This window comes from Halovibrio variabilis, from assembly GCF_007991175.1.
GTDB lineage: Bacteria > Pseudomonadota > Gammaproteobacteria > Pseudomonadales > Halomonadaceae > Vreelandella > Vreelandella variabilis.
Genome location: NZ_BJXV01000013.1, coordinates 53,719 through 79,462, shown reverse-complemented (window position 1 = coordinate 79,462; position 25,744 = coordinate 53,719). Strand labels below are relative to the sequence as shown.

At 57.4% G+C, this 25,744-nt stretch carries 19 protein-coding genes; 10 read left to right on the top strand and 9 right to left on the bottom strand.

Annotated elements, in window-relative coordinates; genetic code table 11:
- Positions 1–6: 6 nt before the first annotated feature.
- The 4 genes from HVA01_RS12530 to HVA01_RS12515 all read right to left on the bottom strand — a co-directional run bounded on the left by HVA01_RS12530 (position 7) and on the right by HVA01_RS12515 (position 8,172).
- Positions 7–3,153, bottom strand: coding sequence for an efflux RND transporter permease subunit (locus HVA01_RS12530; protein WP_146875748.1), 3,147 nt, complete (start codon positions 3,151–3,153; stop codon positions 7–9).
- A 17-nt stretch (positions 3,154–3,170) separates the two neighbouring features.
- Positions 3,171–4,232 (bottom strand): efflux RND transporter periplasmic adaptor subunit, encoded by a 1,062-nt coding sequence (locus HVA01_RS12525; RefSeq protein ID WP_246129609.1) that lies wholly within the window; start codon positions 4,230–4,232, stop codon positions 3,171–3,173.
- Positions 4,233–4,365: 133 nt separating this feature from the next.
- On the bottom strand, positions 4,366–7,467 hold the full coding sequence (gene ydiJ / locus HVA01_RS12520; RefSeq protein WP_146875747.1) for a D-2-hydroxyglutarate dehydrogenase YdiJ: 3,102 nt from the start codon (positions 7,465–7,467) through the stop codon (positions 4,366–4,368).
- Positions 7,468–7,581: 114 nt separating this feature from the next.
- Positions 7,582–8,172, bottom strand: a complete 591-nt coding sequence (locus HVA01_RS12515) for a DUF4202 domain-containing protein (RefSeq protein WP_146875796.1) — start codon at positions 8,170–8,172, stop codon at positions 7,582–7,584.
- Between the two features lie 280 nt (positions 8,173–8,452).
- Here HVA01_RS12515 and serS point away from each other — a divergent pair, with 280 nt between their 5' ends.
- Entirely contained in the window at positions 8,453–9,730 is a 1,278-nt protein-coding gene (serS, locus tag HVA01_RS12510; protein WP_146875746.1) for a serine--tRNA ligase, read from the top strand.
- Here the strand turns inward: serS and HVA01_RS12505 are convergent.
- Positions 9,675–10,544, bottom strand: coding sequence for an SIMPL domain-containing protein (locus HVA01_RS12505; protein WP_146875745.1), 870 nt, complete (start codon positions 10,542–10,544; stop codon positions 9,675–9,677). The genes serS and HVA01_RS12505 overlap by 56 nt on opposite strands.
- A gap of 219 nt (positions 10,545–10,763) precedes the next feature.
- Here HVA01_RS12505 and HVA01_RS12500 point away from each other — a divergent pair, with 219 nt between their 5' ends.
- A complete protein-coding gene (locus HVA01_RS12500; RefSeq protein WP_146875744.1) occupies positions 10,764–11,873 on the top strand; it encodes an AI-2E family transporter in 1,110 nt (369 codons plus the stop codon).
- Positions 11,874–11,917: 44 nt separating this feature from the next.
- On the opposite strand, the gene trxA is transcribed toward HVA01_RS12500, so the two are convergent.
- On the bottom strand, positions 11,918–12,241 hold the full coding sequence (trxA, locus tag HVA01_RS12495; RefSeq protein ID WP_146875743.1) for a thioredoxin: 324 nt from the start codon (positions 12,239–12,241) through the stop codon (positions 11,918–11,920).
- A 382-nt stretch (positions 12,242–12,623) separates the two neighbouring features.
- On the opposite strand from trxA, the gene cysB reads away from it, so the two are divergent.
- Positions 12,624–13,598, top strand: coding sequence for an HTH-type transcriptional regulator CysB (gene cysB, locus HVA01_RS12490; RefSeq protein WP_146875742.1), 975 nt, complete (start codon positions 12,624–12,626; stop codon positions 13,596–13,598).
- 13 nt (positions 13,599–13,611) lie between these two features.
- On the opposite strand, the gene HVA01_RS12485 is transcribed toward cysB, so the two are convergent.
- On the bottom strand, positions 13,612–14,232 hold the full coding sequence (locus tag HVA01_RS12485; RefSeq protein ID WP_146875741.1) for a phosphoadenosine phosphosulfate reductase domain-containing protein: 621 nt from the start codon (positions 14,230–14,232) through the stop codon (positions 13,612–13,614).
- 117 nt (positions 14,233–14,349) lie between these two features.
- Entirely contained in the window at positions 14,350–15,705 is a 1,356-nt protein-coding gene (pabB, locus tag HVA01_RS12480) for an aminodeoxychorismate synthase component I (protein ID WP_146875740.1), read from the bottom strand.
- 302 nt (positions 15,706–16,007) lie between these two features.
- Between pabB and HVA01_RS12475 the strand changes: the two genes are divergently transcribed.
- The 6 genes from HVA01_RS12475 to prpD all read left to right on the top strand — a co-directional run bounded on the left by HVA01_RS12475 (position 16,008) and on the right by prpD (position 24,369).
- Positions 16,008–16,745, top strand: coding sequence for a GntR family transcriptional regulator (locus HVA01_RS12475; RefSeq protein ID WP_146875739.1), 738 nt, complete (start codon positions 16,008–16,010; stop codon positions 16,743–16,745).
- 98 nt (positions 16,746–16,843) lie between these two features.
- On the top strand, positions 16,844–17,734 hold the full coding sequence (gene prpB / locus HVA01_RS12470; protein ID WP_146875738.1) for a methylisocitrate lyase: 891 nt from the start codon (positions 16,844–16,846) through the stop codon (positions 17,732–17,734).
- A gap of 81 nt (positions 17,735–17,815) precedes the next feature.
- Complete coding sequence (prpC, locus tag HVA01_RS12465; protein ID WP_146875737.1) at positions 17,816–18,943, top strand: bifunctional 2-methylcitrate synthase/citrate synthase; 1,128 nt, start codon at positions 17,816–17,818, stop codon at positions 18,941–18,943.
- A 66-nt stretch (positions 18,944–19,009) separates the two neighbouring features.
- Entirely contained in the window at positions 19,010–21,634 is a 2,625-nt protein-coding gene (gene acnD, locus HVA01_RS12460; RefSeq protein ID WP_146875736.1) for a Fe/S-dependent 2-methylisocitrate dehydratase AcnD, read from the top strand.
- On the top strand, positions 21,634–22,803 hold the full coding sequence (gene prpF / locus HVA01_RS12455; protein ID WP_146875735.1) for a 2-methylaconitate cis-trans isomerase PrpF: 1,170 nt from the start codon (positions 21,634–21,636) through the stop codon (positions 22,801–22,803). The genes acnD and prpF overlap by 1 nt, the downstream gene beginning before the upstream one ends.
- 54 nt (positions 22,804–22,857) lie before the next feature.
- Entirely contained in the window at positions 22,858–24,369 is a 1,512-nt protein-coding gene (gene prpD / locus HVA01_RS12450; RefSeq protein WP_146875734.1) for a 2-methylcitrate dehydratase, read from the top strand.
- Positions 24,370–24,455: 86 nt separating this feature from the next.
- Here the strand turns inward: prpD and HVA01_RS12445 are convergent, their stop codons facing one another.
- Entirely contained in the window at positions 24,456–24,737 is a 282-nt protein-coding gene (locus tag HVA01_RS12445) for a ComEA family DNA-binding protein (RefSeq protein ID WP_146875733.1), read from the bottom strand.
- Positions 24,738–25,035: 298 nt separating this feature from the next.
- On the opposite strand from HVA01_RS12445, the gene pyrF reads away from it, so the two are divergent.
- The gene (gene pyrF, locus HVA01_RS12440) at positions 25,036–25,737 is read left to right on the top strand and encodes an orotidine-5'-phosphate decarboxylase (protein WP_146875732.1); all 702 of its coding nucleotides are present in this window, start codon (positions 25,036–25,038) and stop codon (positions 25,735–25,737) included.
- Positions 25,738–25,744: the final 7 nt, after the last annotated feature.

The following is a 25,744-nucleotide window of genomic DNA, read 5'->3' as shown; positions in this document are numbered from 1 at the left end:
CCACTCTTAGTTGTTTGCCACTCTTTTGCCTTTCCAACTCAGCACGGCAACCGTTAGAGCGGGCAGGAAGGTAACGGTAACAATCGCCGTGCCAAGCAGCCCGAACAGCACAATGGCACCGACGCCGCGGTAAAGCTCGGTGCCTTCCCCCGGCAAAAACACCAGCGGTGAAAGGCCGCACAGGGTGGTAAGCGTGGTCATGGCGATAGGCCGTAAACGGCTCTCCACTGCCCGTTGAACGGCCTCGCGAACGCCCATGCTCGCCGTGCGTAAATTCTCCCTCGCCTGATGAACCACCAGTATCGGGTTATTGACTACCGTTCCCATCAAAATCAAAAAGCCCAGCATGGTGATCATATCAAACGGCTGGCTGATGGCATTTAAACCAATTTTCGGCAGCAGAGCGCCCACGGTATTCATCAGCCATAGCCCGACAATCCCGCCAGCGGCACCTAACGGAATAGTGGCAAGAATCAGCAGCGGGTAGCCCCAGTGGGCAAAAATCGCCACCAGCAGCAGATACACAATCGCCAGCGCAATCAATGCATTGCCGGTTAGCGCCTGGCGAGTGGCATCCAGTTGGTCGCCCGCCCCGCTCAACGTGACATTGATGTTAGCGGGGAGTTCGCCCTCATCGCTCAAGGCATCGATTACCTCGCGCTGCATGCGTTCAATGCCTGCTTCCAGCGCCACGCTGCGCGGCGGAATGACGTCCAGGGTAACGCTGCGACGACCGTCCACCCGCCGTAGCGTGGCCGTTCCCACCGTCTCGCGAATCTCAGCCAGGGTATTGAGTGGCACGTTAATCCCTGACGGTGTGTGGATGGGCAGGGTGGCGAGGGCATCCAGGTCAATATCGCCCGCATTGGGCCCGTAGCCGTAAAGATCGATTTTTTCATCGTCGAGATAAAAATCATCCAGATAAGCCCCGTTGGTCAGTACCGCCACGGCGATGCCCAGGGCATCGGTGTCCAAGCCGACTTCGGCGGCGCGCTCCCAGTTCGGGTAGACCTCAATCAGCGGCTGGCCCAGATCCAATGCCGAGGGCTGCGACTGAATGCGGGGGTTATCGAAGACCGTTTGGGCGCGCTGATAAATCGTATTGGCGGTAGTGTAAAGCTCGTCTAAATCGTTGCCGGCAATATCCAGGGTGATGCTGCGCGTGCCGCCGTCATTGCTGGAAATAATCGAGCCGCGGGCGGCGAAGGCGCGCATGTCCGGGTAGGCTCTATAGCGCTCGGTGAGCGCGTCCATCAGCGCCTCAATATGATTGGGGTCGATGGTTTCGGCAATGATGCGCACACTTTGCGCCTCGGCCTGAATGCCCATGGTGAGAATCGGCGGCACGTCGGTATCGCCGCGCTCAAACCGCTCAGGGTTTGCGCCCACATGGGGTTCAAGCTCCCGCTGCAGGGTTTTCGCAATCGCGTCCATGGTGGCCAGATTGTAGCTCGCCGGGGCGTTCATGCTGGCAAAGGTCTTGGCCTCTTCGCCTTCCGGCAGGTACTCCGCCGGGGGTGTCAGGCCAACAAATATCGCGATCCCTCCCGCGATCCCCAGCACAATGGCAATCAATCGCCGCGTAGCGGTGCGAATGATGCCTTCAACGATCCACAGGCAGCTGCGTATCCAGCGCGATGATGACGTTGAGGCGCCCTCCTTGCCGCGAAAATCGATATGCGCACCCAAGGTGGGAATAACGGTAATCGCGACCACCATTGAGACAATAATCGACGTCGAGATAGCCACGGCGATATCGGAGTAGAGCTGCCCGGCCTCTTGCTGAATAAAAAAGATCGGTACAAAAACCAAAACAGTGGTCATCGTTGAGGCGAGCACGGCGGGCCACACCTGTTTGACCCCCTCTAATGCGGCTTCAAAACGCGCTAAGCCGCGGCGGCGCTGGGTCTCAACGCTCTCCAGTACCACGATGGTGTTATCAATGGTCATGCCAATGGCGAACGCGACACCCGCCAGGGAAATAACGTTGAGCGTGCGCCCTGCCAGCAGCAGGCCTAAAAAGGCGGCGATGGTACAGATAGGGATGCCGATGACCCCGGCTAACGTCGCGCGGGCCGAGCGCAAGAAGGCGTACATCACCAGGGTGGCAAACAGCGCACCCAGGCCCAGGTTGAACCACACATTGGCAATTGACGACTCCACGTAGCGGACGTCGTCGCTGGAGAGCGTCATGCGCATGCCCTGCTGAGCCAGCAGGCCTTCATTCAGCGCCGCGACCTCGTCGAGCATGGCGCGCTTGATATCAATCACATTGGCGCCCGGCTCCCGGCGTACCTGCACGCTCAGTACGGGGTCTCCCGCTGAGTTGTACGCTCGGGAGCTAAGTTCGGCATAGGACTGGCGCGCCTCGGCGACATCGCTTAGCCGGGTAATCGCGTCGCCGTCACGGCGTAAAATCATCGATTCAAGGCTCTGAATGTCCTCAAAACGGCCCACGGTGCGCAGCAGGTAGCGTCGCTTGCCGCTCTCCAGGTGGCCGCCGGAAACATCCTGATTGCGCGCCCTTAGCGCCGCTTGAATATCGCTGATGCTTAGCTCGCGGGCGGCCAGCGCCTCGGGGTCGATCAGCAGCTGCATCTGGCGTTCGGCGCCCCCGGAAACCGTGACTTCCGAGACCCCGGCGACCCCCTCCAGGCGCGGGCGTACGTTGTCTTCCAGATAGTCGCGCATGGCGGGCATATCGAGCTGGCGCGGATTGCCTTCCCGGGGCCCAACGTTAAAGTACATAAAGGCGTTGGCGGAAAAGGAGTTGGCGACGATGCGCGGCTGGTCGACATTGTTGGGGTAGGAAGGCACCTGGCTAAGCGCGTTGTTAACCCGGATCAAGGTTTCGGTGAGATCCACGCCAAACGGAAACTCCAGCTCGATTTCGGCGCTGCCGCTGCTGGCGGTGGACTCCATGCGCTGCAGGTTGGGCACGTTGCGCAGGAACTCCTCCTGCTCGATCAATATATCCTTTTCAATATCCTGGGGGGTGGCCCCCGGCCACTGGGTTTCGATACCCACGACCCGGGTTTCCAGGTCGGGGATCATCTGCACGGGAATGCGCCAAATGGCGGCAATGCCGAGAATCAGCAGGATTAGTGTAATCACGCTAACCAAGATGCCGTGACGAATAATGGCGGCAAACATACGCGGCTATCGCTCCTTTAGTCGTCGATGAGGGACACATTCTGCCCCTCTTCAAGACGTTCGTTGCCGACGACGATCACGCGGTCTCCCGCGGATAGGCCCTCATTGACGGCGACCTCTCCCTGGTAACTGCTGCCGATTTCAACCCGCTGCTCAAACGCTTGCCAAGTGTCATCGCGTTGGCGGGCCAGCCAAACGCTGACGCTACCATCCGGACGGCGAACCAGCGCATCGCGAGGCACGCTGGGGCCGCTTTCGCCGATGAGCTGTAAACGGCCTTCCACGGCCATGCCGGGGAGCATTGCCAACGGCGCTTGCGGCGTTGCGCGGAGCAGAAACTGCCGTGAGCTCACATCGAGCGGAATGCGGGCGAGAGTACGCGCCGGGTGCCATTGATCACTGCCTTCTAAGCGCACTTCTAGCTGAGAGCCTTCAAAGCGTTGGTAGGCGGAGAGCGGCACTGAAAAATCTAGCCTAAGCGCGGACAAATCGACCAAAGTGAGTAGCGTATCGCCGGGGTCTACCCACTCGCCGACGTCGCTTTCGCGCTGGGTGACCATGGCGTCAAAAGGCGCACGCACTTGGTGACGCTCAAGCTGCAGTTGAGTGAGCTGGTGGTCCGCTCTACGCGCCTCCAGCGTGGCTTGAGCGGCGGCCAGTGTGCTTTCACGCTGGCGGCGCTCGCTGGCGGCAATACTTTGTGCCGAGAGCTGGTTGGCTTCGTTGACCAAGCGCTGGGCTTCGTCGCGCTCGGCTTCGGCCTGGGCCAAATCGGCGCGGGCGCGCTGGCTTTCCAGGCGAATATCGCGGGTATCCAGGGAGAGTAGCGGCTGGCCTTGAGTGACCATGTCGCCCATCTCAACCGTTAGCTCACTCACCTGGCCCGCTTCAGCGCTGGAAAGCAGTGAGGTGCGCGGGGCGCTGACGCTGCCTGTGAGCGGCAGTATCTCTATCCGCGCAGAGTCTTCGACCAGCTGCGTCTCTACGCGGTTTTCCTGAGCGGCAGCCATGGCCGAGAGGCTCAGAACTAAAACAACGCTTGCCCCTAAGCGGGCCAGGGAGGGGAGTAGCGGCAGCAAAGTGGCTCCTGAAAAGTACACGTTGATAGTGAGCGTGACAGTTTTTTGCACTGCACACCAATAATTGTATCAACGTTAGACAAGAATCTAGTTGAGTACAACGGCTTCTTGCTCGTCATGCGTTTATGACAACCTAATGCCGTTTCAATGCCGCTAACAGAGCTTGCAAAGGGTGCGGCAGCACTTGTTCCGAGTAGCGCTTCACCTGGCTGCGGCAAGAGTAGCCGGTAGCCAGCAGTTTGCCTGCGTTCTCGTCGGCTTCCACCTGGGGCTGCCAGGATTGGGCATAGATCGTTTTTGAGGTGGCGGCGTTGCGGGTTTCGTGGCCGTAGGTACCCGACATACCGCAGCAGCCGCTGGCCATTAGCTCGAGCTCTAAGCCAAAGGCGGCAAACACCTGCTGCCAGGCTTTTGGGCTGCCCGGTGCATTGGTTTTCTCGGTGCAGTGGGAAAGCAACTTAAAGCCCGGGTCGGTGAGCTTAAGCTGGCTGGGCGCCAGGGTATTGATGCGGGTCGCGAGCCACTCTTGCAGCATCAGCACCGCTGGCACCGCGTCTTCGCCTAGCGCTTTCACATACTCTTGGCGGTAGGTGAGGGTCATCGCTGGGTCGATACCCACCATGGGAATCTCAAAGCGGGCGAGGGTGCGAAGCCGCTCGGCCTGCTTGGCGGCAGCGCGCTCAAAGGCGCCCAAAAAGCCCTGCACCTGGAGCGGTTTGCCGTTAACAGAAAAAGGCATCACAAACACGCGTAGATTGAGGCGCGATAGTAGCTCTACCACATCCATCACCAGCTTGGCTTCAAAGTGGGTGGTAAAGGCATCCTGAACAAGTATCACGCTGTTGGCGCGCTGCTGTTCGGTCAACAAGGCCAGCGAGAGCGGCGTTGCCTCGGCAACCCCCCAGGCGTTTAGCTGCTTTTTAACACTGCTGCGTGAGAGCGCCGGGGAGTCGCTCATGCCCAGGGTGCGGCGCATTAGTTTTTCCACCCAGCGCTGGCCAATCACCGCGTTGTACAGCGGCGCTACGTTAGCCAGCGTGGGCAGCAACAACTCAGTGCCGCCAATCACGTAGTCCCGTACTGGGCGCAGGTAGCGGCCGTGGTAGACCTCCAAGAACTGAGAGCGGAATTGCGGCACGTTGACCTTGATCGGACACTGCCCCGCACAGGACTTACACGCCAAACAGCCCGCCATGGCGTCGTAAACCTCATGGGAGTAGTCGTGGTGCTGCTTGCGGCTGAAGGTGTTCGCCACCCGCCGCGGGAAGCGTTTCATAAAGCCCCAGCTGCCTTCGGCTTTTTCCTTACGCGATTCCTCGACCACGTCGATACCCGCCTGTGACTGCAGGCGCAGCCACTCGCGGATCAGGCTGGCACGGCCATTGGGCGAGTGGCGGCGATCCCGCGTGGCTTTCCAGGAAGGGCACATGGGGTCGTCAACGTCGTAGTTGTAGCAGGCGCCGTTGCCGTTGCAGTACACCGCCGCGTCGTAAGCCTGCCAAGCGCGCTCATCAATGGTGCGATCAAACTGACCGCGCATGGGAACGCCGTCAATGGTAAGCAGATTGGGGTCGCTATCCTTGGCGATCAGCCCGCCGCTTTCGGCAGGCGATGCTATTTTGCCAGGGTTAAGCTGGTTGTAAGGGTCAAACGCTGCTTTGACCCGCTGAAGGCTAGGGTATAACTCGCCAAAAAATTTGGGGCCGTACTCAGAGCGTACGCCCTTGCCGTGCTCGCCCCACAGCAGGCCACCATATTTCTGGGTCAGCGCGACGACTTCATCGGAGATATCGCGAATCAGCGCTTCCTGGGCGGGGTCTTTCATATCCAGCGCTGGGCGCACATGTAACACCCCGGCATCCACATGGCCGAACATACCGTAGGCGAGGCCGCGGGCGTCCAGCGCGGCGCGGAACTCAGCGATAAAATCCGCCAGATGTTCCGGCGGCACGGCGGTGTCTTCCACAAAAGCAATGGGGCGCTTCTCGCCCTGCACATTGCCGAGCAAACCCACCGAGCGTTTGCGCATGGCGTAGACTTTCTGAATCTGCCTGCGCCCTTCGGCCAGGGTGTAACCCAGGCGCTCAACGGTGGCGTCTTGGCCTAGGTGTTCGGTGAAGGCGCGCACCCGCTTGGCGAGGGCGCTCTCATCGTCGTCATTAAACTCGATCAGGTTAATGCCGCGAATGGGCGCCGTTCCGGTTGCCGGGAAAAACTCGGCCACGCTGTCCCAGACAAAATCCTCCATGGCCAGTTGCAGCACGGTGTCATCCACGGTTTCGATAGAGGTGGGCAGCGCCGGGCTGGCCTTTAAGGCGTTGGCATCGCGCAGTGCGTCCATAAAGCTGACATAGCGCACGTTAACCAGCGTTGAGTGCTTGGGAATCGGCAGTACATTGAGTACCGCTTCATTCAAGAAACCCAGCGAGCCTTCTGAGCCGCACAGCAGGCTATTGAGGTTCAGTTGACCGTCGCCATTGCGAAGGTGAGCCAGGTCGTAGCCGGTCAAGCAGCGGTTGAGCGGTGGGAACTTGGCCGCAATCAAGTCGCGCTGCTGGTCGATAATCTCGGCGGCGGTGGTGTGCACACGGCCGATAATGCCTTCCTGCTGGCGCTCCGACTGCTCTTCGTCCGGCGTTAAGGCGTGGCTGTGCAGGTGCTTTCCGCCGATTAGAACGGTGTCGAGTTCCAGCACGTGGTCGCGGGTTTTACCGTATTCGCAGCTACCTTGGCCACTGGAGTCGGTAGCGATCATGCCGCCAATGGTGGCGCGGTTAGAGGTCGAAAGCTCCGGCGCAAAGAATAGCCCGTGGGGTTTGAGCGCGGCGTTGAGCTGGTCTTTGATCACGCCCGCCTGGACACGCACGCGGCGGTTCTCAACGTCGATTTCGACAATCCGGTTCATGTGACGAGAGACATCAACCACAATGCCGTCGGTTAACGACTGGCCATTGGTGCCGGTACCGCCACCGCGGGGTGTTAACACAATACCCCGGTGGGTGGTTTGCGCGGCAAGCCGGGTGAGGCGCTCGATATCTTCGCCATGCTTGGGGTAGACCGCCGCTTGGGGCAGGCGCTGGTAAATCGAGTTATCCGTCGCCAGCACGGTACGGTTAGCGTAATCGGGGGCGATTTCGCCTTCAAAGCCCCGCGTTTTGAGGGCTTGTAGAAACCGTACATAGTCGCTGCCCAGGCGTTCAAAGGGGGCGGTACGTGTGTCTAGGGATGCAATCATAGGTGATTTAGCCGTCAGTGCCGGGAGCGCGATAAAGGAAGACCACTACTTTACCGCAGCAACTGATCGGCTGCATCTAACGGTAGCGTTTTACGCGGTGTCTTAGGCTGACTCTTATTCCGCACCCAGGGCTTCTTTAACCAAGGCTAACGAGGCGTCCGACATCGGCAGTGTTAAGGCCAGTTCGTGGGCGCGAGGTGACATTTTGCGCCAGGTCATCTGCACAATCCGCACCAAATGGTCGTGCTCGATCTTGCGCGAGAAATCAGCAAAGTAGTTCTCTAGAAATACCAAACAAGCGCAATCTTCCAGCGCCTGCACGTCAGGGTCGCGGCCGAGGCCTTTTTTGCCAATAATGGTTGCCGCTCGGTTCGCGTCTTCCTCGCTATAGCCTGCATCGCGCATTAGCTGGGCGGTTGTCTCGCCCGCGCGCTTGCCCTGGTCGCGCCGCCAGGTTAAGTAGCCCACGCGCCCTTCGGGATAATCCTCGCGTGGCACTAACCAGCGCTGCAAGTGCTGGGCGCGAACCGCGAGTCGCAACACGTCATCGGGCGCCTCGTGAACGTTGTCCAGCCAGCCACTCATACGCTGAGCGTAGGCCAGCTCTTTGGGCATGGAAGTACCATCGGCGAGGGTGGTGGAACGCGGATCCTCGGCGTGCAGCGCATCGATGGCGGCGAGTGTTTGATCAAAAGCGGTAGGCATAGCAGCGTGCTCGGCTAATAAAGGGGTGACGTTGACAATAACCACTAGGTTGCCGAGAAACGTTGTGAATCACAACTGGAGTATTGCTATGGTCAAGTTACAGTTTTGCCGGAGCAGTGGCGCTGTAAAATAGTTTGCCGATCCCTCCTCCAACCTACCTAAACGAATACCACCTCACACCACCCATAGCCCCGCCCAGCGCTTTTGCCTACAATAGGTGTTTTTATGCACGTGCATCAGCGCGTTGCTCTTATTGTTTTCAGGCCAAGGGACAGGATTCATGCTCGATCCGAAACTGCTGCGCGGTGATCTTGACACGGTCGCTCATCAACTGGCCCGCCGGGGCTTTGTGCTTGATAAAGCGGAGTTGCAGGCGCTGGAGTCGCGTCGCCGCGAGCTGCAAACGCAAACCGAGCAGCTGCAAAATGAGCGCAATATGCGCTCCAAGGCGATTGGTAAGGCCAAGGCCAATGGTGAAGACATTCAGCCGCTGCTGGATGAAGTCAGCGATTTAGGCGAGCGCTTGGATAAAGCCAAGCGCGAGCTGGCCGATGTGCAGGAAGAGTGGGACGACGTCATTAGCGGTATTCCCAATCTTCCCCACGAGAGCGTGCCGGAAGGCAAAAGCGAAGACGATAACGTTGAGCTGCACCGCTGGGGCACGCCGCGAGAATTTGATTTTAAGGTGCTGGATCACGTTGACCTGGGCAAGCAGTCGGGGTATCTCGATTTCGAGCTGGCGGCGAAAATCACCGGCGCGCGCTTTGCCGTAATGCGCGGGCCGATTGCGCGCCTGCACCGGGCACTGGCGCAGTTTATGCTGGATACCCAAACCGAGCAGCACGGCTACGAAGAGTGCTACGTGCCGTATATGGTCAACCGCGATTCGCTAATGGGTACCGGCCAGCTGCCGAAGTTTGGCGAAGATCTGTTCAAGTTGGACGATGAGCGCGAGTACCACTTGATTCCCACTTCAGAAGTACCGCTGACCAACTTTGTGCGCGATGAAATCGTTGAGCAGGCGGCGCTGCCGATGAAACTCACCGCGCATACGCCCTGTTTCCGCAGCGAGGCTGGTGCGTATGGGCGCGATACCCGTGGCATGATCCGCCAGCATCAGTTCGATAAAGTCGAAATGGTACAGATCGTGGAGCCGGAAAAGAGTTACGAGGCCTTGGAAGATATGCGCGGTCATGCCGAGGCGATCCTGCAGGCGTTGGAGTTGCCGTATCGCGTAGTGACACTGTGCACCGGCGACATGGGCTTTGGGGCGGCGAAAACCTACGATTTAGAAGTATGGCTGCCGAGCCAGGAAACCTACCGGGAGATTTCGTCGGTGTCTAACTGCGAGGATTTCCAGGCGCGGCGGATGCAGGCGCGCTATCGCCATCCGGAATCCAAAAAGCCGCTGTTACTGCATACTTTGAACGGCTCAGGGCTGGCCGTTGGTCGCTGCCTGCTGGCGGTGCTTGAAAACCACCAGCAGGCGGATGGCTCGGTGACTATTCCTGAGCCGCTGCGTCGCTACCTGGGCGGCGTGGAGCGTCTGGCCCTTTAAGCGCCCACTCAACGCTCACCCCGGCATCAATGCGAATGGTGCCGGGGTTGTAATCACTGGCAGCACCGGATTGACCAGCGGCGGTATCGCTTTCTGCCCGCATCGCCATCATGCGCGGCTGGAAGATTGGCGATTGGGTTTCTTCAATGCGCTGCACATGGCCTAGCTCAGTATCTAAGCTGTCGGCCATGAGATTCGCTTTGTGCTGGGCTTTTTCTAGCGCTTTAACCAGCGCTTCATCGGTGGCCGCGTCGCGGTCTTGCAGGTCGAACTGCACGCCATCCAATGCATTAACCCCAGCGGCGATTAGCGCGTCTAACACTTCGCCTAACTGATCCAGATCGGTGAGTTCAACGGTGATCGGGCGCTCAAGCCGCGTGCGCTGCAGGCTTTCATGTTCGCCGTCTTCGTTGCGTGGCCCTTGAACATGTTCGGGATAGACATTCAGTGAGCCCGCATTAATAGCGCTGCGTTCAAGGCCGGTGGCTTCCATCTGCTCGATTAATTCGCTGGCACGAGCCTCTAAACGCTCTCGGGCATCGCTAAGTGAGCTACTATCGCTCTCTTCCAAGGTGGAAAGGGCGGGCGTGTTTTCCCACAGCCGTGCATTCAGGGTGGCTTTATCGGGCGCGACTTCTACCCACGACTGCGCTTGAACATGTAGGCTAGGCTGCGATGGAGGCAAAGACGCAGCGTGCGCGAAAGGGGCGCTAAGTAGGGCAAGTAAGGCGCCGCCTAGCAAGCCGTAGCCGAGCAGTTGAGTACGTAGCCTTTGAACGCATGGTCTTTGATAGGTAGGTAGTATTGCGGTCATAAATGGCTTCCTTAATGAGTAGGCGGGAGTCCGCCAAGCTAATACCTGATTTTTAACAGCTGTTTTCAGAAAATAGTGCAGACGGAGCTTGGAAGCGCGCTAGCCAGGAAAGTTCAGCTCATAAGAGTCGAAGTAAAACAGTTGCTTATTGTTTGCACGGTTTGTGAAATAGTGCGTTGACAGCCAATATGAATATGACAACAGACTAGGGATAGGTGTATGTCGAAATTGTCGGATGAGGATTACCGCAGTGTTCCCCTTAACGCCACCCTGGCACTTGCCGCGTTGGTCGTCATTATTGCGGGAATGAAGGCGGGCGCTGATTTGTTAGTACCGTTGCTGCTAGCGACCTTTATTGCCGTTGTATGCACTTCGCCGGTGCAGTGGCTGCATCGCTGTGGTTTGAGCCTGCGGGCCTCGGCTTTTCTAACCTTAATGGTGTTGCTGGCGTTTATATCGCTGATTGGCCTACTGGTGGTCAATAGCTTTAGTACTTTTGTGTCCGCGCTACCGGAAATTGAGTCGCGGCTTTATGAGCAGTATTGGAACGTGCTTAATGCGCTTTCTTCGCGCGGGTTAGCGATTAATCCCGAGCAGATCAACTCGCTGTTCGAGATGGAAGATGGAAGCTCTTGGATGCCAGAGGTGTTGAGCCAGCTTGGCAACCTGTTTATGCAGAGCATCATTGTCGTGCTGCTGGTCATCTTCATGATGTTTGAAACACTCAACATGCGCGACAAAATCTCTCGGGCACTGGAAAATCCTGCGCCTAGCTTGAAACGCTTTAGTGAATTTAGCTTAACGCTGAAGCGCTATCTGGCCGTTAAGACCATGATTAGTTTGGCAACCGGGGCATTGGTGTGGCTTTCATGCCTGATTGTGGGTGTGGAGTTCCCACTGCTGTGGGGGGTGTTGGCCTTTGCGCTCAACTTTATACCCAATATTGGCTCAGCCATTGCTGCCATTCCCCCAGTGCTGTTGCTGCTGGTCGCTCAAGATGGCGGCGTTTTTCAAGCGTTACTATTGGCGGCGGCCTATCTGGGCATCAACTTTGTGCTCGGCAACCTGATTGAGCCTCGGGTAATGGGGCAGGCGCTGGGGCTCTCAACGTTCGTGGCGTTTTTATCGCTGGTGGTGTGGGGGTGGATCTTTGGTGCGGCGGGGATGCTGCTGTCGGTAGTGCTGACGATGACACTGAAGATTGCCTTGGATAGCCACCCGCAAACGCGTTGGATCGCTCGGCTTTTAGGGCCAGGCAAGCGCCACAAGGACGACGCTCAGATGAGTGATGCCAGCCTGCCGCCCTGGAAGCGCAGAGGCAAATCATAAGCAGGAAAATAGCCGCCGACAGGGTCGGCGGCTATTTTTACACATCAGGCGTTTTGTTCGATGAACTGCGTCAGTTGCGATTTAGATTGCGCGCCAACCAGGGAAGCGACTTTGGTGCCGGATTTAAACAGCATAACGGTAGGCACACCGCGTACGCCTTGTTCGGCGGCAATCTCAGGTGCGTCGTCCACATTAACGCTAACGACTTTCAGGTTGTCCTGACGTTCGTCAGCGACTTCATCAACGACCGGGGCCATCACTTTGCATGGGCCGCACCAGGGCGCCCAGAATTTCATTAGCACAGGCTGTTCAGCGTTGAGGACTTCTTGCTCAAAATTGGCGTTGGTGACATCAACATTATTAGCCATTTGATTCTCCGTTTGCGTTGCTCTTACTGTTTCGTTGCCTCAAATGGAGCAACGGTCATTGCGCGGACTAGCGCTCTTTCACCGCGCTTAGTTTCACCGCGCCTTGTGTTTACCGCGACAAGTCGTGAGCAGATGGTAGCGGGCGCGAAGGTTGCTGGCAAATTTCCTACCGGGTGAGTTATCTGAATAGCAGAAATTAAAGGATGCCGTTAGGAAGATTTTTTTATAATATATAAGTATTATAAAGGTGTTTTTTATTCTATCCGGTGCTGTGTGGCGCCAAATCGCCACTGCCGCCCATCAAACGCTTTGACTGGCCATGCATGAGGGTGTTTCAGCGCGCTCCGCACAGACCTGTATAGACAATAATCAAGGTGAGGATATGAAGCTACAGCAGCTACGCTATATCTGGGAAGTCAATCGACATAACCTGAATGTCTCAGCCACCGCACAAAGTCTATTTACCTCACAGCCGGGTATTTCAAAACAGATTCGCTTGCTGGAAGATGAGCTGGGTGTGGAAATTTTTGCCCGCAGCGGTAAGCATTTAACGCGTGTAACGCCCGCTGGCCAATCAATTATCGCGCTGGCCGGTCAGGTGCTGCGCCTCACCGATAACATCAAGCAAGTGGCCCAAGAGCATAGCGATGAGCGTCGCGGTAGCCTTGCCATTGCCACCACCCACACCCAGGCCCGCTATGCGCTGCCACCCATTATCAGCGAATTCACCCTGAAATATCCGGATGTGGCGTTGCATATGCAGCAGGGCACGCCCAAGCAGATCGCGCAGATGGTCAGTGAAGGGCAGGCGGATTTTGCCATCGCCACTGAGTCGCTAGAGCTGTTTACCGACTTGATATTGCTGCCGTGTTATCGCTGGAACCGCTGCGTTCTAGTGCCCAAGGACCACGCCTTGGCTACCCATCAAGGCCCGTTAACGCTGGAAGCACTGGCTGAACACCCGCTGGTCACCTACGTGTTTGGGTTTACCGGTCGTTCCCAGTTAGACGACGCCTTCAAGGCCAAGGGGCTGACGCCTAATGTGGTGCTGACGGCGGCCGATGCCGACGTTATTAAGACTTACGTTCGGCTGGGTATGGGGGTCGGCATTGTGGCGCACATGGCCGTGGACGAAACGCTCGATGATGACCTCGTCGCGCTGGATGCTAGCCACTTATTTGCCAGTTCCACGACCAAAATCGGTATTCGGCGTGGCACCTTTATGCGTGGCTATATGTATGATTTTCTCGAGCGCTTTGCGCCTCATTTAACCCGCGACCGCGTAGACGAAGCGCTAACCGCAGGTCCGCGCCATGAACAGTCGTTGTTTGATGGCTTGGACCTGCCCGAGTATTAATCCGTAGTGTGAATTAATGCTGTAAATGCAGCCCGCATTCGCGCTTCTCTTCCACCTTGGTGGGGTCGAAGTAGTCAAAGTTGTTGGGCAGGTTGTGCGCCTGAAGATACTGGTACATATCCTTTGCGCTCCACTGTAGCAGTGGGGCGACTTTCAATAGACCGTCGCTATTGCGGCTAACCGGCAGCATTTGGGCGCGCTCGGGCGTGTCTTCGGCGCGCAGCGCGGTGAACCACACGTCGGGCTGCATTTCACGCAGCGCGCGCTCGAAGGGCTCGATTTTAACTTCCTGGGTAAAGGCCGCGTGGCGCGGGTCGTCGATGCCAGGCATCGGGCCTTCCAGCGCTTCGCGATGGGCGCGGGTGCGCTGGGGAATAAAGCTCACCAGATTGAGATTGAGCTGTTTAATGACCGCATCGGCAAATTGATAGGTCGCCTCGGTATTGTAGCCGCTGTCCATCCACACAATCGGGATATCCGGACGCACCTGACTCACCATATGCAGAATCACCGCCTCAAAGGGGCGGAAGTTGGTGGTGCAAATAGGTCGTGCGCCCTGGGCTAACGCCCACTCAACTAACCCTTGAGGATTATTGGCGAAATCTCTATTAATCGCTGCAAGCTCTGAGGACATGCTGCCTCCTAATTGGAAATTAAATAATATTGACTAGGCTACCAAACAGGAGGCAGCGAACCCCAATACCGTTTAGTTTGGCTTTTATATTCCTTTTTGATATAGAGCTCGCGCTTTTTATTCCAAAGCGCCAATTAGGTGGCGAATTTTATCCAGCGTCTCGGTGTACTCTTCGTCCGCTTGGGAGTCGGCGACCAAGCCCCCGCCGCCCCATACATGCAGTCTGCCCGCCTCGGCCACCATGGTGCGAATGGCAATCGAGGTATCCATGCTGCCGCGCACATCGACATAGCCAAGGCTGCCGCAATACACGCTGCGCAGGCAGGGCTCCAGTTCATCGATGATTTGCATGGCGCGAATTTTGGGCGCACCGGTAATTGAACCGCCGGGAAACGCGGCTTTAAGCAGTGCTAACGGCGTATAGCGATCGGCCAGCGTTCCCTGCACAACACTAACCAGATGGTGTACGTTCGGGTAGCTTTCCAATTGGCACAATTGCGGCACGCGGATGGAGCCCGGCTGGCAGACCCGGCCTAAGTCATTGCGTAGCAGATCGACGATCATGACGTTTTCGGCGCGATCTTTAGGGCTGCTTAATAGCTGCTCAGCCAGCGCCTGATCGTCTTCAGGCGTTGCGCCACGTGGCCGGGTACCTTTAATGGGGCGAGTTTCCACTTGTCTATCACGGCACTGAATAAAGCGCTCCGGTGACAGCGAGAGAACGGCCTTGTCGCCCCAGGCCATAAAAGCGGAAAAGGGCGTGGGGGTCGCCTGGCGCAAGCGTAGATAAGCCTGCCACTCGTCGCCTTGGTAGTCGGCATAAAAGCGCTGGGCCAGGTTGATTTGATAGCAGTCGCCCGCCCTAATGTAGCGCTGCACGGCGTCGAAGCGGGTAGCGTATTGGGCGTGGCTGAGTTCTGGCTTAAAGCCACCTTCCAGGGTAAACGAGCTGGTCGGCGCAGGCGTTTGAGTAAGCCAGTCTTCCACCTGCTCACGGCGCTCAGGCGTGGCGATTAACCACGCCTGCTGGGCCATGTGGTCTAGCGTGATGCACCAGTCGTAAAGCCCCAGACGGGCTTGAGGGAGTGCCACCGGGCTCGCCTGAGCGCTGAGAATTGACAAGGTGTTACGCCCTAAATCGTAGCCCCAGTAGCCAATCAGCCCGCCCAGAAAAGGCAGTTCACTGGGCGTATTGGTGATATCGAGCTGATCCAGTAGCCATTGCTGGAGGCCAAACGCGTCCTGGGCCAAGTATGCCGGCGGACTAAGCTGGTCGGAAAGCACATGCGGTTCGCCATCGCCAGACACTTCTAATGTCGCCAGTGGGTCGCTGCTGATGATATCAAAGCGGCCGGTGGCGACTGGGCGTCCACTGTCGAGTAGCACCGCGCCGGGCCTGGCACGCAGGCGAGCGAAGATTCCCAGCGGATCGGAAGAGTAGGGCAGGACCGTTATTGATAACGCCTTGATCATAAAGCAAACGCCTGGCCAGTTAAGGGCATGCCATTTTAGAGAGGTGGAGACAATGACACCAGCATACGGCTTCGACGCCTTTCTCACGCAGTGTATCCAGCGCTCAAGTGCTCATCAGCTTCCTATCAAAAACCCCTCTGGCAAAAGGAGACGTGCTGATAAACGTTTGATTGTTGACAGGTAGGCTCTGTTTGCCTCGTTTGATACAACGAAAGGGGTATAAAATCAGCAAACGTGGCTAGTTGACGGTTCAATTGGCACGCGCTAAAGTTCATTAACTTTCAAATTGTCGACAATAAACTATGGCTTCTCTCGCTACTTTTTCATCAAGCACCGCTGACAAGGCGCCCGAATCGACCTCCTCTGAAGTGCGCACGCTCGCCGAGCGGGTATTTAATCAGCTTCAGAATGCCATCGTTCGCGGCGAACTCGCCCCTGGCAGTAAAATTACCGAGCCGGGGCTGTCTAAAACCTACGGTATCTCCCGCGGGCCGCTGCGCGAGGCGATGCGGCGTCTGGAAGCGCATCGGCTAATTGAGCGCGTTCCCCATGTGGGCGCACGGGTGGTTCAGCTCTCGATGAAAGAGCTGTTGGAGCTGTTTGACCTGCGTGAAGCACTGGAAAGCATGGCCGCCAGACTTGCCGCCGAGCATATGTCGCCAGAAGAGGTTCAGGGCTTAAGGGATGTGCTGGCGCTGCACGAAGGCCAGGCCGACTTAAAGCGCGGTGAAGCCTACTATCAGCGTGAAGGCGATCTGGATTTTCACTACTGCATCGTTCAGGGCAGCCATAACAAGATGTTGATGAACCTGCTCTGCGATGACCTTTACTACCTTGTGCGCCTTTATCGCACCCAGTTCAGTGCCAGTGGTACGCGGCCCCAGCGCGCCTTTGTGGAGCACCATCGTATTGTGGATGCCATTGAGGCCGGCGATGCGGAACTGGCAGAGCTGCTGATGCGCCGCCATGTCAGCGCTTCCCGGGCCAATGTGGCGGAACGCTATGCAGCGACCCTGGAACAGTCAGCGCCCCAATCGTAACGCTAACACATAACTAAAAAGTCAACTGAATCAGCGCTTCACCAGAACTTAACCATAACTACGCCAGAGCCACACCAGAACAACAGGAGTAACGCCCCATGTCCCAGATGACGCCCGGCGCCCGCTTTCGGGCCGCGCTTGAAGCTAACCGCCCGCTGCCGATCTTAGGCACCATCAATGCCTACACCGCGCTGATGGCCGAAAAAGTGGGCCATCAAGCCATTTACCTTTCCGGTGGCGGTGTGGCCAACGCCTCGTTTGGCTTGCCGGATCTGGGAATAACGACCATGAATGACGTGGTAGAGGATGCTCACCGTATCTGCGGCGCTACCGAGCTGCCGCTGCTGGTGGACATCGATACCGGCTGGGGCGGTGCCTTCAATATCGCCCGTACCGTCAAAGAGATGCAGCGCGCTGGTGTGGCCGCCGTGCATATGGAAGACCAGGTGGCGCAAAAGCGCTGTGGTCACCGCCCCAATAAGGCGATTGTCTCGCAACAGGAGATGGTCGACCGCATTAAGGCCGCCGCGGATGCCAAGATTGATCCCGACTTTTATTTGATTGCCCGCACCGATGCGTTTCAAAAAGAGGGCCTTGATGCGGCCATTGAGCGGGCTAACGCCTGTGTAGAAGCAGGGGCGGATGCCATCTTCGCCGAAGCAGTGCACACCCTGGATGATTACAAGGCTTTCTGTGAACGAGTTAATGCGCCGATTCTGGCCAATATCACCGAATTTGGCGCGACACCGCTGTTTACGCAAACGGCGCTTGGTGACGTTGGCTGCCGCATGGTGCTTTACCCGCTCTCTGCTTTCCGCGCCATGAACGCCGCGGCGCTGCAGGTCTATCAAAGCATCCTCGACAACGGCCACCAAAAAGACGTGGTGCCTATCATGCAGACCCGCGACGAGCTCTACGACTTTCTGAACTACCACGACTTCGAGCAGAAGCTCGACGCCCTGTTTGCCGAAAAAGGCGATGACCAGTAAGTCCCCCAGCCGAACGGCAATATTCAGAAAACAACAGTTAAAAGCAAACAATAGTTAAAAAGTAGCGATAGGAGACACACCATGGCTGATAAACCCGTGACAGGTGCAGGACTGCGTGGCCAGAGCGCTGGTTCAACCGCGCTGTGTACGGTAGGCAAAACAGGTTCAGGCCTGACCTACCGTGGCTTTGATATCAAAGTGCTGGCTGAAAAAGCCAAGTTTGAAGAGGTCGCTTACCTGCTGTTGAAAGGCAAGCTGCCCAACCAGGGTGAATTAGATCATTACATCGCCAAGCTCAAAAGCCTGCGTGGCCTACCTGAGGCGCTGAAAACGGTGCTTGAGCAAATTCCCAAAGACGCCCACCCGATGGATGTAATGCGCACCGGCGCCTCAATGTTAGGCAATCTAGAAACCGAGGAGAATTTCGATCAGCAGCAAGACGTCGCCGATCGCCTGCTGGCGGTGCTGCCCTCGATTATCTGCTACTGGTACCGCTTCTCCCATGACGGCATGCGCATCGATACCGAGACCGATGACGACTCGGTAGGCGGTCACTTTCTGCATATGCTGCGCGGCGAGCCCGCCTCGGAACTACATGCGCGGGTAATGAACGTATCGCTGATTCTCTACGCCGAGCACGAGTTTAACGCCTCTACGTTTACTGCTCGGGTCTGTGCCTCAACGCTTTCCGATATGCACTCCTGCGTGACCGGGGCGATTGGCTCACTGCGCGGCCCGCTGCATGGCGGTGCCAATGAAGCAGCCATGGCGATGATCGAGAATTGGCAGTCGCCGGAAGAAGCGGAAAGCAAGATCATGGGCATGCTCGAGCGCAAAGATAAAATCATGGGCTTCGGCCACGCAATCTATCGTGATTCCGACCCGCGCAACGCAATTATCAAGCACTGGTCTAAAAAGCTTTCTGACGATGTCGGCGACAAAGTCCTCTACCCGGTTTCCGAGCGGGTTGAGGAAGTCATGTGGCGGGAGAAGAAGCTGTTCTGTAACGCGGACTTCTTCCACGCCAGCGCTTATCATTTTATGGATATTCCCACCAAGCTGTTCACGCCAATCTTTGTCTGCTCGCGGCTGACCGGCTGGGCGGCCCACGTCTTCGAGCAACGCGCCAACAACCGCATTATTCGCCCCAGCGCCGACTACACAGGCCCCGAGAAGAGCGAGTGGGTGCCGATTGAAGCGCGAGACTGACCCGCGTGCTGCCCGGTGGCTTGGCGACCGGGCTTTTTTCAGCCCCTTCTTGTGAGCCTGTCTGCTATGAATACCCATTACCGTAAACCGTTGCCTGGCACAGCGCTGGATTTTTTCGATGCTCGCGAGGCGGTGGAAACTATCCAAACCGGAGCCTATGCCAAGCTGCCCTATACTTCCCGCGTGCTGGCGGAGCAGCTGGTGCGCCGCTGCGACCCTGAGCTGCTTACCGATGCGCTAAAACAGCTGATCGAGCGCAAGAGCGACCTGGATTTCCCCTGGTACCCGGCGCGTGTGGTCTGTCACGACATCCTTGGCCAGACCGCGCTGGTTGATCTTGCCGGACTGCGCGACGCCATTGCCGAGAAGGGCGGCGACCCCGCCAAGGTCAACCCGGTGGTGCCCACCCAGCTGATTGTCGACCACTCGCTGGCGGTGGAGCACGCCGGGTCGGAAGAGGGCGCTTTCGAGAAAAACCGCGCCATTGAAGATCGCCGCAACGATGATCGCTTTCACTTTATCAACTGGACCAAGACGGCCTTTGAGAACGTCGATGTGATCCCGCCCGGTAACGGCATCATGCACCAGATTAATCTGGAGAAGATGTCACCGGTGGTACAGAACCGTGACGGCGTTGCCTATCCGGATACCTGTGTGGGCACCGATAGCCATACCCCTATGGTGGATGCTCTCGGGGTGATCTCGGTGGGCGTGGGTGGCTTGGAAGCCGAAAGCGTGATGTTGGGTCGCGCCTCCATGATGCGCCTGCCGGATATCGTCGGCGTGGAGCTGACCGGCAAGCTGCAGCCGGGGATTACCGGCACCGATATGGTGCTGGCGATTACCGAATTTTTGCGCAAAGAGCGGGTAGTAGGGGCTTACCTGGAGTTTTACGGCGAAGGCGCCGATGCCCTCACCGTGGGTGATCGCGCCACTATCTCCAATATGACCCCCGAGTACGGCGCCACGGCGGCGATGTTCTATATCGATGGCCAAACTATCGATTACTTGAAAATTACCGGTCGTGAAGATGAGCAAGTAGCGCTGGTGGAAACCTATGCCAAGCACACTGGCCTCTGGGCGGATAGCTTGACCGAGGTTGATTACGAGCGGGTGCTGACCTTCAACCTATCGTCGGTCACCCGTACCCTGGCGGGGCCCTCTAATCCCCACGCCCACTTGCCTACGTCGGAACTTGCTCAGCGCGGTATAGCGGTGGGGCTTGAAGCGGCACAAGAAGAGGAGGCAGCAGGCAAAATGCCCGATGGCGCGGTGATCATCGCCGCCATCACCAGCTGCACCAATACCTCTAATCCGCGCAATATGGTCGCCGCCGGGCTAATCGCGCGTAACGCCAATCGGCTGGGTCTGCTGCGCAAGCCGTGGGTCAAGTCGTCGCTGGCGCCGGGCTCGAAAACCGTCAAGATGTACCTGGAAGAAGCCGGTTTGATGAGCGAGCTGGAAAATCTCGGCTTTGGGGTGGTGGCCTACGCCTGTACCACCTGCAACGGTATGTCCGGGGCGCTGGATCCAGAAATCCAGCAGGAGATTATTGAGCGTGACCTTTACGCGACGGCGGTACTTTCTGGCAACCGTAACTTCGACGGGCGGATTCACCCGCATGCTCAGCAGGCTTTTCTAGCCTCGCCGCCGCTGGTGGTTGCCTACGCGATTGCAGGCACCATTCGCTTCGATATCGAGAAAGACGTCCTGGGTGTGGATCAAGCGGGTAACCCCGTTACCTTGAAGGATATCTGGCCCGCCGATGAGGAGATTGACGCGATTGTCAAAGCGTCGGTGAAGCCTGAACAGTTCCGCCAGACCTATATTCCCATGTTTGACCTGGACAAGAGCGCCCGCGTTCAGGTGAGCCCGCTGTATGACTGGCGGCCGCAGAGTACCTATATCCGTCGTCCGCCCTACTGGGAGGGCAATATGGCCAAGGAGCGCACCCTGAAGGGTATGCGCCCGCTGGCGATACTGCCGGACAATATCACCACCGATCACCTGTCGCCCTCAAACGCGATTCAGCTTGACAGCGCATCGGGAGAGTACCTGGCCAAAATGGGCGTGCCGGAGGAGGACTTCAACTCCTACGCCACTCACCGTGGCGACCACCTCACCGCCCAACGTGCCACCTTCGCCAACCCCAAGCTGTTTAACGAGATGGTGCGCGACGCCGACGGCAAGGTAAAGCAGGGATCACTGGCGCGGGTAGAGCCGGAAGGCGACGTGACCCGCATGTGGGAAGCGATCGAAACCTATATGGCGCGTAAGCAGCCGCTGATCATTATTGCCGGTGCGGATTACGGCCAGGGCTCATCACGGGACTGGGCGGCCAAAGGCGTCGCGCTGGCGGGCGTGGAGGCAATCGCCGCCGAGGGCTTTGAGCGTATTCATCGCACCAACCTGATCGGTATGGGGGTGATGCCGCTGCAGTTTGAATCCGGCACCACACGTCTAACATTAGGCTTGGATGGCACCGAAATGTTTGATGTCGAAGGCGCTGTGTCGCCAGGGGCGAAGCTCACGCTGGTAATCCACCGCCAAAGCGGAGACAGCGAGCGCGTACCGGTGAAATGCCGCTTGGATACCGCCGAGGAGGTGTCGATATACACTGCTGGCGGCGTGCTGCAGCGCTTTGCCCAGGATTTTCTTGAATCCACAGCGGCCCAGCCGGAGATAAGTTAATGCCTCAGATTAAAATCCCCGCCACCTATATGCGTGGCGGTACCAGTAAGGGCGTGTTTTTTAAACTCAGCGATCTACCCGAAGCGGCTCGGCAGCCGGGTGTCGCGCGGGATCAGCTACTACTGCGGGTGATGGGCAGCCCCGATCCGTATGAAAAGCAGATTGATGGTATGGGGGCCGCGACCTCCAGTACCAGCAAAACGGTAATTGCGTCGAAAAGCGCGTCACCTGAGCACGATGTGGATTACCTGTTTGGTCAGGTTTCCATCGACAAGCCTTTTGTAGATTGGAGCGGTAATTGCGGCAACCTCTCGGCGGCTGTTGGCCCCTTTGCGATTACCAATGGTCTGGTTGATCCAGCGCGTATTCCTGACAACGGGGTGGTCGAGGTACGCATTTGGCAGGTCAATATTCACAAAACCATCGTCTCACGGGTGCCAATCGTTAATGGCGAGGTGCAAGAAACCGGCGATTTCGAGCTGGATGGCGTGACCTTTCCCGCCGTTGAGATTCCGGTGGCCTTTATGGATCCGGCCGACGGGGAGGGGGCTATTTTCCCCACCGGCAATCTGGTCGATGAGCTTGAGGTGCCGGGCGTGGGCACGCTTAAAGCCACTATGATTAACGCCGGTATCCCCACCGTGTTTATTAACGCCGCTGATATTGGTTACACCGGGGCTGAGCTGCAGGATGCGATCAACAGCGACAACAAAGCGCTGGCGATGTTTGAAACCATTCGGGCCTATGGCGCGCTGCGAATGGGGCTAATCGGTGACGTGAACGATGCGGGCAACCGCCAGCACACCCCGAAAGTCGCTTTTGTAGCGCCATCGGCGGATTACGTTTCATCGAGCGGTAAAAACGTCCAGGCCGCCGATATCGATTTGGTGGTAAGGGCGCTTTCCATGGGCAAACTGCACCACGCCATGATGGGCACCGCGGCGGTGGCCATTGCTGCTGCCGCGGCGATCGAAGGCACGCTGGTAAGCCTGGCAGCGGGTGGTGGTAAGCGCAACGAGGTCACCTTCGGGCACCCCTCCGGCAGCCTGCGGGTGGGCGCTGAAGCAAACCTGATAGAGGGACGTTGGCATATCGAACAGGCGGTGATGAGCCGCAGTGCGCGGGTGTTGATGGAGGGGTTTGTGAAAGTTCCTGGTGATAGCTTTTAGGCAGCCTTCCTTGGACCATACTGAGTAGCTGATTCAACAGCAGGAGAAAGCGCTATGTCTTCAAGATCGTCGTCTTCAAGATCGTTTGCCACATCCGAAGCTAATGAGCGGCCTGATTACGACCCCGAGCTACAGGCCATTGCCGACTACGTACTCAATTATCAGGTGGCGTCCGATGAAGCATGGGAAACCGCCCGCTACTGCCTGATGGACACCCTTGGCTGCGGGCTGTTGGCGCTGCGCTTTCCTGAGTGTACCAAGCACCTAGGGCCGATAGTGGAAGGTACGGTGGTGCCCTTTGGGGCGCGGGTGCCGGGCACCTCACTCCGCCTTGACCCGGTTAAGGCAGCGTGGGACATCGGCTGTATCATCCGCTGGCTGGACTATAACGATACGTGGCTTGCTGCCGAGTGGGGTCACCCTTCCGATAATCTTGGTGGGATACTTGCCGTGGCCGACCATCTGTCCCAGCAGCGGGCCGCTCAGGGCGAAGCGCCACTGGTGATACGCGATGTGCTCAACGCCATGATTATGGCCCATGAGATTCAGGGCGTGCTGGCGCTGGAGAATAGCTTCAACCGCGTTGGCCTTGATCATGTAGTGCTTGTGAAAGTCGCCTCTACCGCGGTAGCCGCTAAACTGATGGGGGCTAATCGCGAGCAGATGCTCTCGGCGCTCTCCCACGCCTGGGTGGATGGTCAGAGCCTGCGCACCTATCGCCATGCGCCCAACGCTGGTTCGCGAAAGAGCTGGGCCGCAGGGGATGCCACCTCCCGAGGCGTGCGCTTGGCGGATATCGCCCTGCGTGGTGAAATGGGCATTCCCAGCGCGCTATCGGCGCCCCAATGGGGGTTCTACGATGTGCTGTTTAGCCATGCCAATAAAGATTTGAGCCTGAAGCCGGAAGCTGATCGCCGCCTACGTTTTCAGCGTGAGTTTGGTAGCTACGTGATGGAGAATATTCTGTTTAAGATCTCCTTTCCGGCGGAATTTCACGCCCAGACAGCCTGCGAAGCCGCCGTAACGCTACACCCGCAGGTAAAAGACCGTTTGGCCGAGATCGATAAGATTGTCCTGACGACCCACGATTCGGCGATTCGGATTATTTCCAAAACCGGCGCACTCGCCAATCCGGCGGATCGCGACCACTGCTTGCAATACATGACCGCGGTGCCGCTTATTTTTGGCACGTTGACCGCCGAACATTATGAGGACAGCTTTCACGTGGCCCATCCGCTGATAGATGAACTGCGCAGTAAAATGGTGGTAGACGAAAGCAGCGAGTATTCGGCGGCGTACCACGATCCTGAAAAACGCTCCATTGCCAATGCCGTGCAGGTGTTTTTCACCGATGGTACGTCAACTGATAACGTCGCGGTTGAGTACCCGGTGGGCCATCGGCGTCGGCGGGAAGAAGGCATGCCGCTGTTGGTTGACAAGTTTGAACGCCATTTAGCTACGCGCTTTCCGGCCGGTCGCTGTGATCAAATTGCGCAACTATGTAGCGAGCAGGCAGTGCTTGAAGCGATGCCCGTGCACAAGTTTATGGATTTGTGGATGATTTAAAGGCCTGGTGTGCATCACCGTCAGCTTTACAAGCACCCGGCGCGCTAAAGCGCTGCCGGGCTGTGGTGGTTAACGACAATGCAGGCTTATTCAACGGACACTTGCTCGCGCATGCGATCGACGGTGGCAGGCCCAATGCCGCTGACGCGTTCAAGATCTTCAGCGCTTTCAAAGGCGCCATTGGTTTCGCGCTCTTCAATAATCGCGTCGGCACGGCTGGGGCCGATGCCAGGCAGTTCTTCCAGCAGTTCTACGTCGGCGGTATTAACGTTAATGGGCGCTACCGCTTGGGCCAGTACGCCACTGGAAAGCCCTAGGCTCATGCATAGCAGTAGGGTGGCTAACATTGCTTTAAGTGTCATCTTCATCCTCAATGATCCTTTTAATAACATTGTGTTACGTTGATTGTGTGGGCGACGTTAGGAAGAACTTGCTACAGCTTTCCGTTTATCGATGAGTTAGCTATCGATAAGGAAGAAAACGCCGCTACAGTATTAATCTATCTTTATTAAGAGGATGTTTATGTAAGATATGTATGACAGCATTTGTAAGTTTTTCGCTATAGATGTATGGCAAAAGGCTTACAAAGAGGCATGCGCATTCTCTTAGGGCGCGAGGTTAGGGCGAGGCTGTTACAATATCCAAAAACGTATTGGGAGCGATGCTGTGGTCACTGATTCACCGATTATTATTGCCCTTGATTATCCCTCGCTAGATGCGGCGCTGTGCATGGCCGACCAGTTAGATCCTGCCCACTGCCGCGTTAAAGTAGGCAAAGAGCTGTTTACCCGCAGCGGTCCAGCGGTACTTGAAGCGCTACATGGGCGTGGGTTTGAGGTCTTTTTAGATCTTAAATTCCACGATATTCCCAATACGGTTGCCAGCGCGGTGCAGGCCGCGGCCGAGCAGGGTGTGTGGATGGTCAACATTCATGCCAGCGGCGGTCGGCGAATGATGGAGGCGGCCGTGCAGCGTTTGGATCAACACGATTTAACGACCCATCTAATTGCTGTCACCGTATTAACCAGTATGCAGACCGACGATTTGGTCGACGTGGGCATTACTGAGCCGTTGGCCACGCATGTGGAGCGCTTAGCGCTGCTGGCCAAGCAGAGTGGTTTGCACGGCGTGGTCTGCTCGGCCCAAGAATCAGCGCAACTTAAAGCGCTGTGCGGTGAGTCGTTCTTAAAAGTGACCCCCGGTATTCGACCCAGCTTTGCAGCCGCTAATGACCAACAACGGGTGATGAGTCCCAGCGAAGCCATTGAGGCGGGCAGTAGCCACCTGGTAATAGGTCGTCCGGTCACCCAGGCGGATGACCCTATGGTCGCGCTTAAGGCGATTGAAGCAGAGCTAGCACAACGCTAGTTGCCGG

Excerpts from the sequence above, each read along its gene's own strand:
- ydiJ (WP_146875747.1), bottom strand. The coding sequence starts at position 7,467 with ATGATTGCATCCCTAGACACACGTACCGCCCCCTTTGAACGCCTGGGC.
- HVA01_RS12530 (WP_146875748.1), bottom strand. The coding sequence starts at position 3,153 with ATGTTTGCCGCCATTATTCGTCACGGCATCTTGGTTAGCGTGATTACA.
- HVA01_RS12485 (WP_146875741.1), bottom strand. The coding sequence starts at position 14,232 with ATGTCCTCAGAGCTTGCAGCGATTAATAGAGATTTCGCCAATAATCCT.
- prpF (WP_146875735.1), top strand. The coding sequence starts at position 21,634 with ATGCCTCAGATTAAAATCCCCGCCACCTATATGCGTGGCGGTACCAGT.
- prpD (WP_146875734.1), top strand. The coding sequence starts at position 22,858 with ATGTCTTCAAGATCGTCGTCTTCAAGATCGTTTGCCACATCCGAAGCT.
- cysB (WP_146875742.1), top strand. The coding sequence starts at position 12,624 with ATGAAGCTACAGCAGCTACGCTATATCTGGGAAGTCAATCGACATAAC.
- acnD (WP_146875736.1), top strand. The coding sequence starts at position 19,010 with ATGAATACCCATTACCGTAAACCGTTGCCTGGCACAGCGCTGGATTTT.
- prpC (WP_146875737.1), top strand. The coding sequence starts at position 17,816 with ATGGCTGATAAACCCGTGACAGGTGCAGGACTGCGTGGCCAGAGCGCT.
- prpB (WP_146875738.1), top strand. The coding sequence starts at position 16,844 with ATGTCCCAGATGACGCCCGGCGCCCGCTTTCGGGCCGCGCTTGAAGCT.
- pabB (WP_146875740.1), bottom strand. The coding sequence starts at position 15,705 with ATGATCAAGGCGTTATCAATAACGGTCCTGCCCTACTCTTCCGATCCG.
- HVA01_RS12475 (WP_146875739.1), top strand. The coding sequence starts at position 16,008 with ATGGCTTCTCTCGCTACTTTTTCATCAAGCACCGCTGACAAGGCGCCC.
- trxA (WP_146875743.1), bottom strand. The coding sequence starts at position 12,241 with ATGGCTAATAATGTTGATGTCACCAACGCCAATTTTGAGCAAGAAGTC.
- serS (WP_146875746.1), top strand. The coding sequence starts at position 8,453 with ATGCTCGATCCGAAACTGCTGCGCGGTGATCTTGACACGGTCGCTCAT.
- HVA01_RS12500 (WP_146875744.1), top strand. The coding sequence starts at position 10,764 with ATGTCGAAATTGTCGGATGAGGATTACCGCAGTGTTCCCCTTAACGCC.
- HVA01_RS12445 (WP_146875733.1), bottom strand. The coding sequence starts at position 24,737 with ATGAAGATGACACTTAAAGCAATGTTAGCCACCCTACTGCTATGCATG.
- HVA01_RS12505 (WP_146875745.1), bottom strand. The coding sequence starts at position 10,544 with ATGACCGCAATACTACCTACCTATCAAAGACCATGCGTTCAAAGGCTA.
- HVA01_RS12515 (WP_146875796.1), bottom strand. The coding sequence starts at position 8,172 with ATGCCTACCGCTTTTGATCAAACACTCGCCGCCATCGATGCGCTGCAC.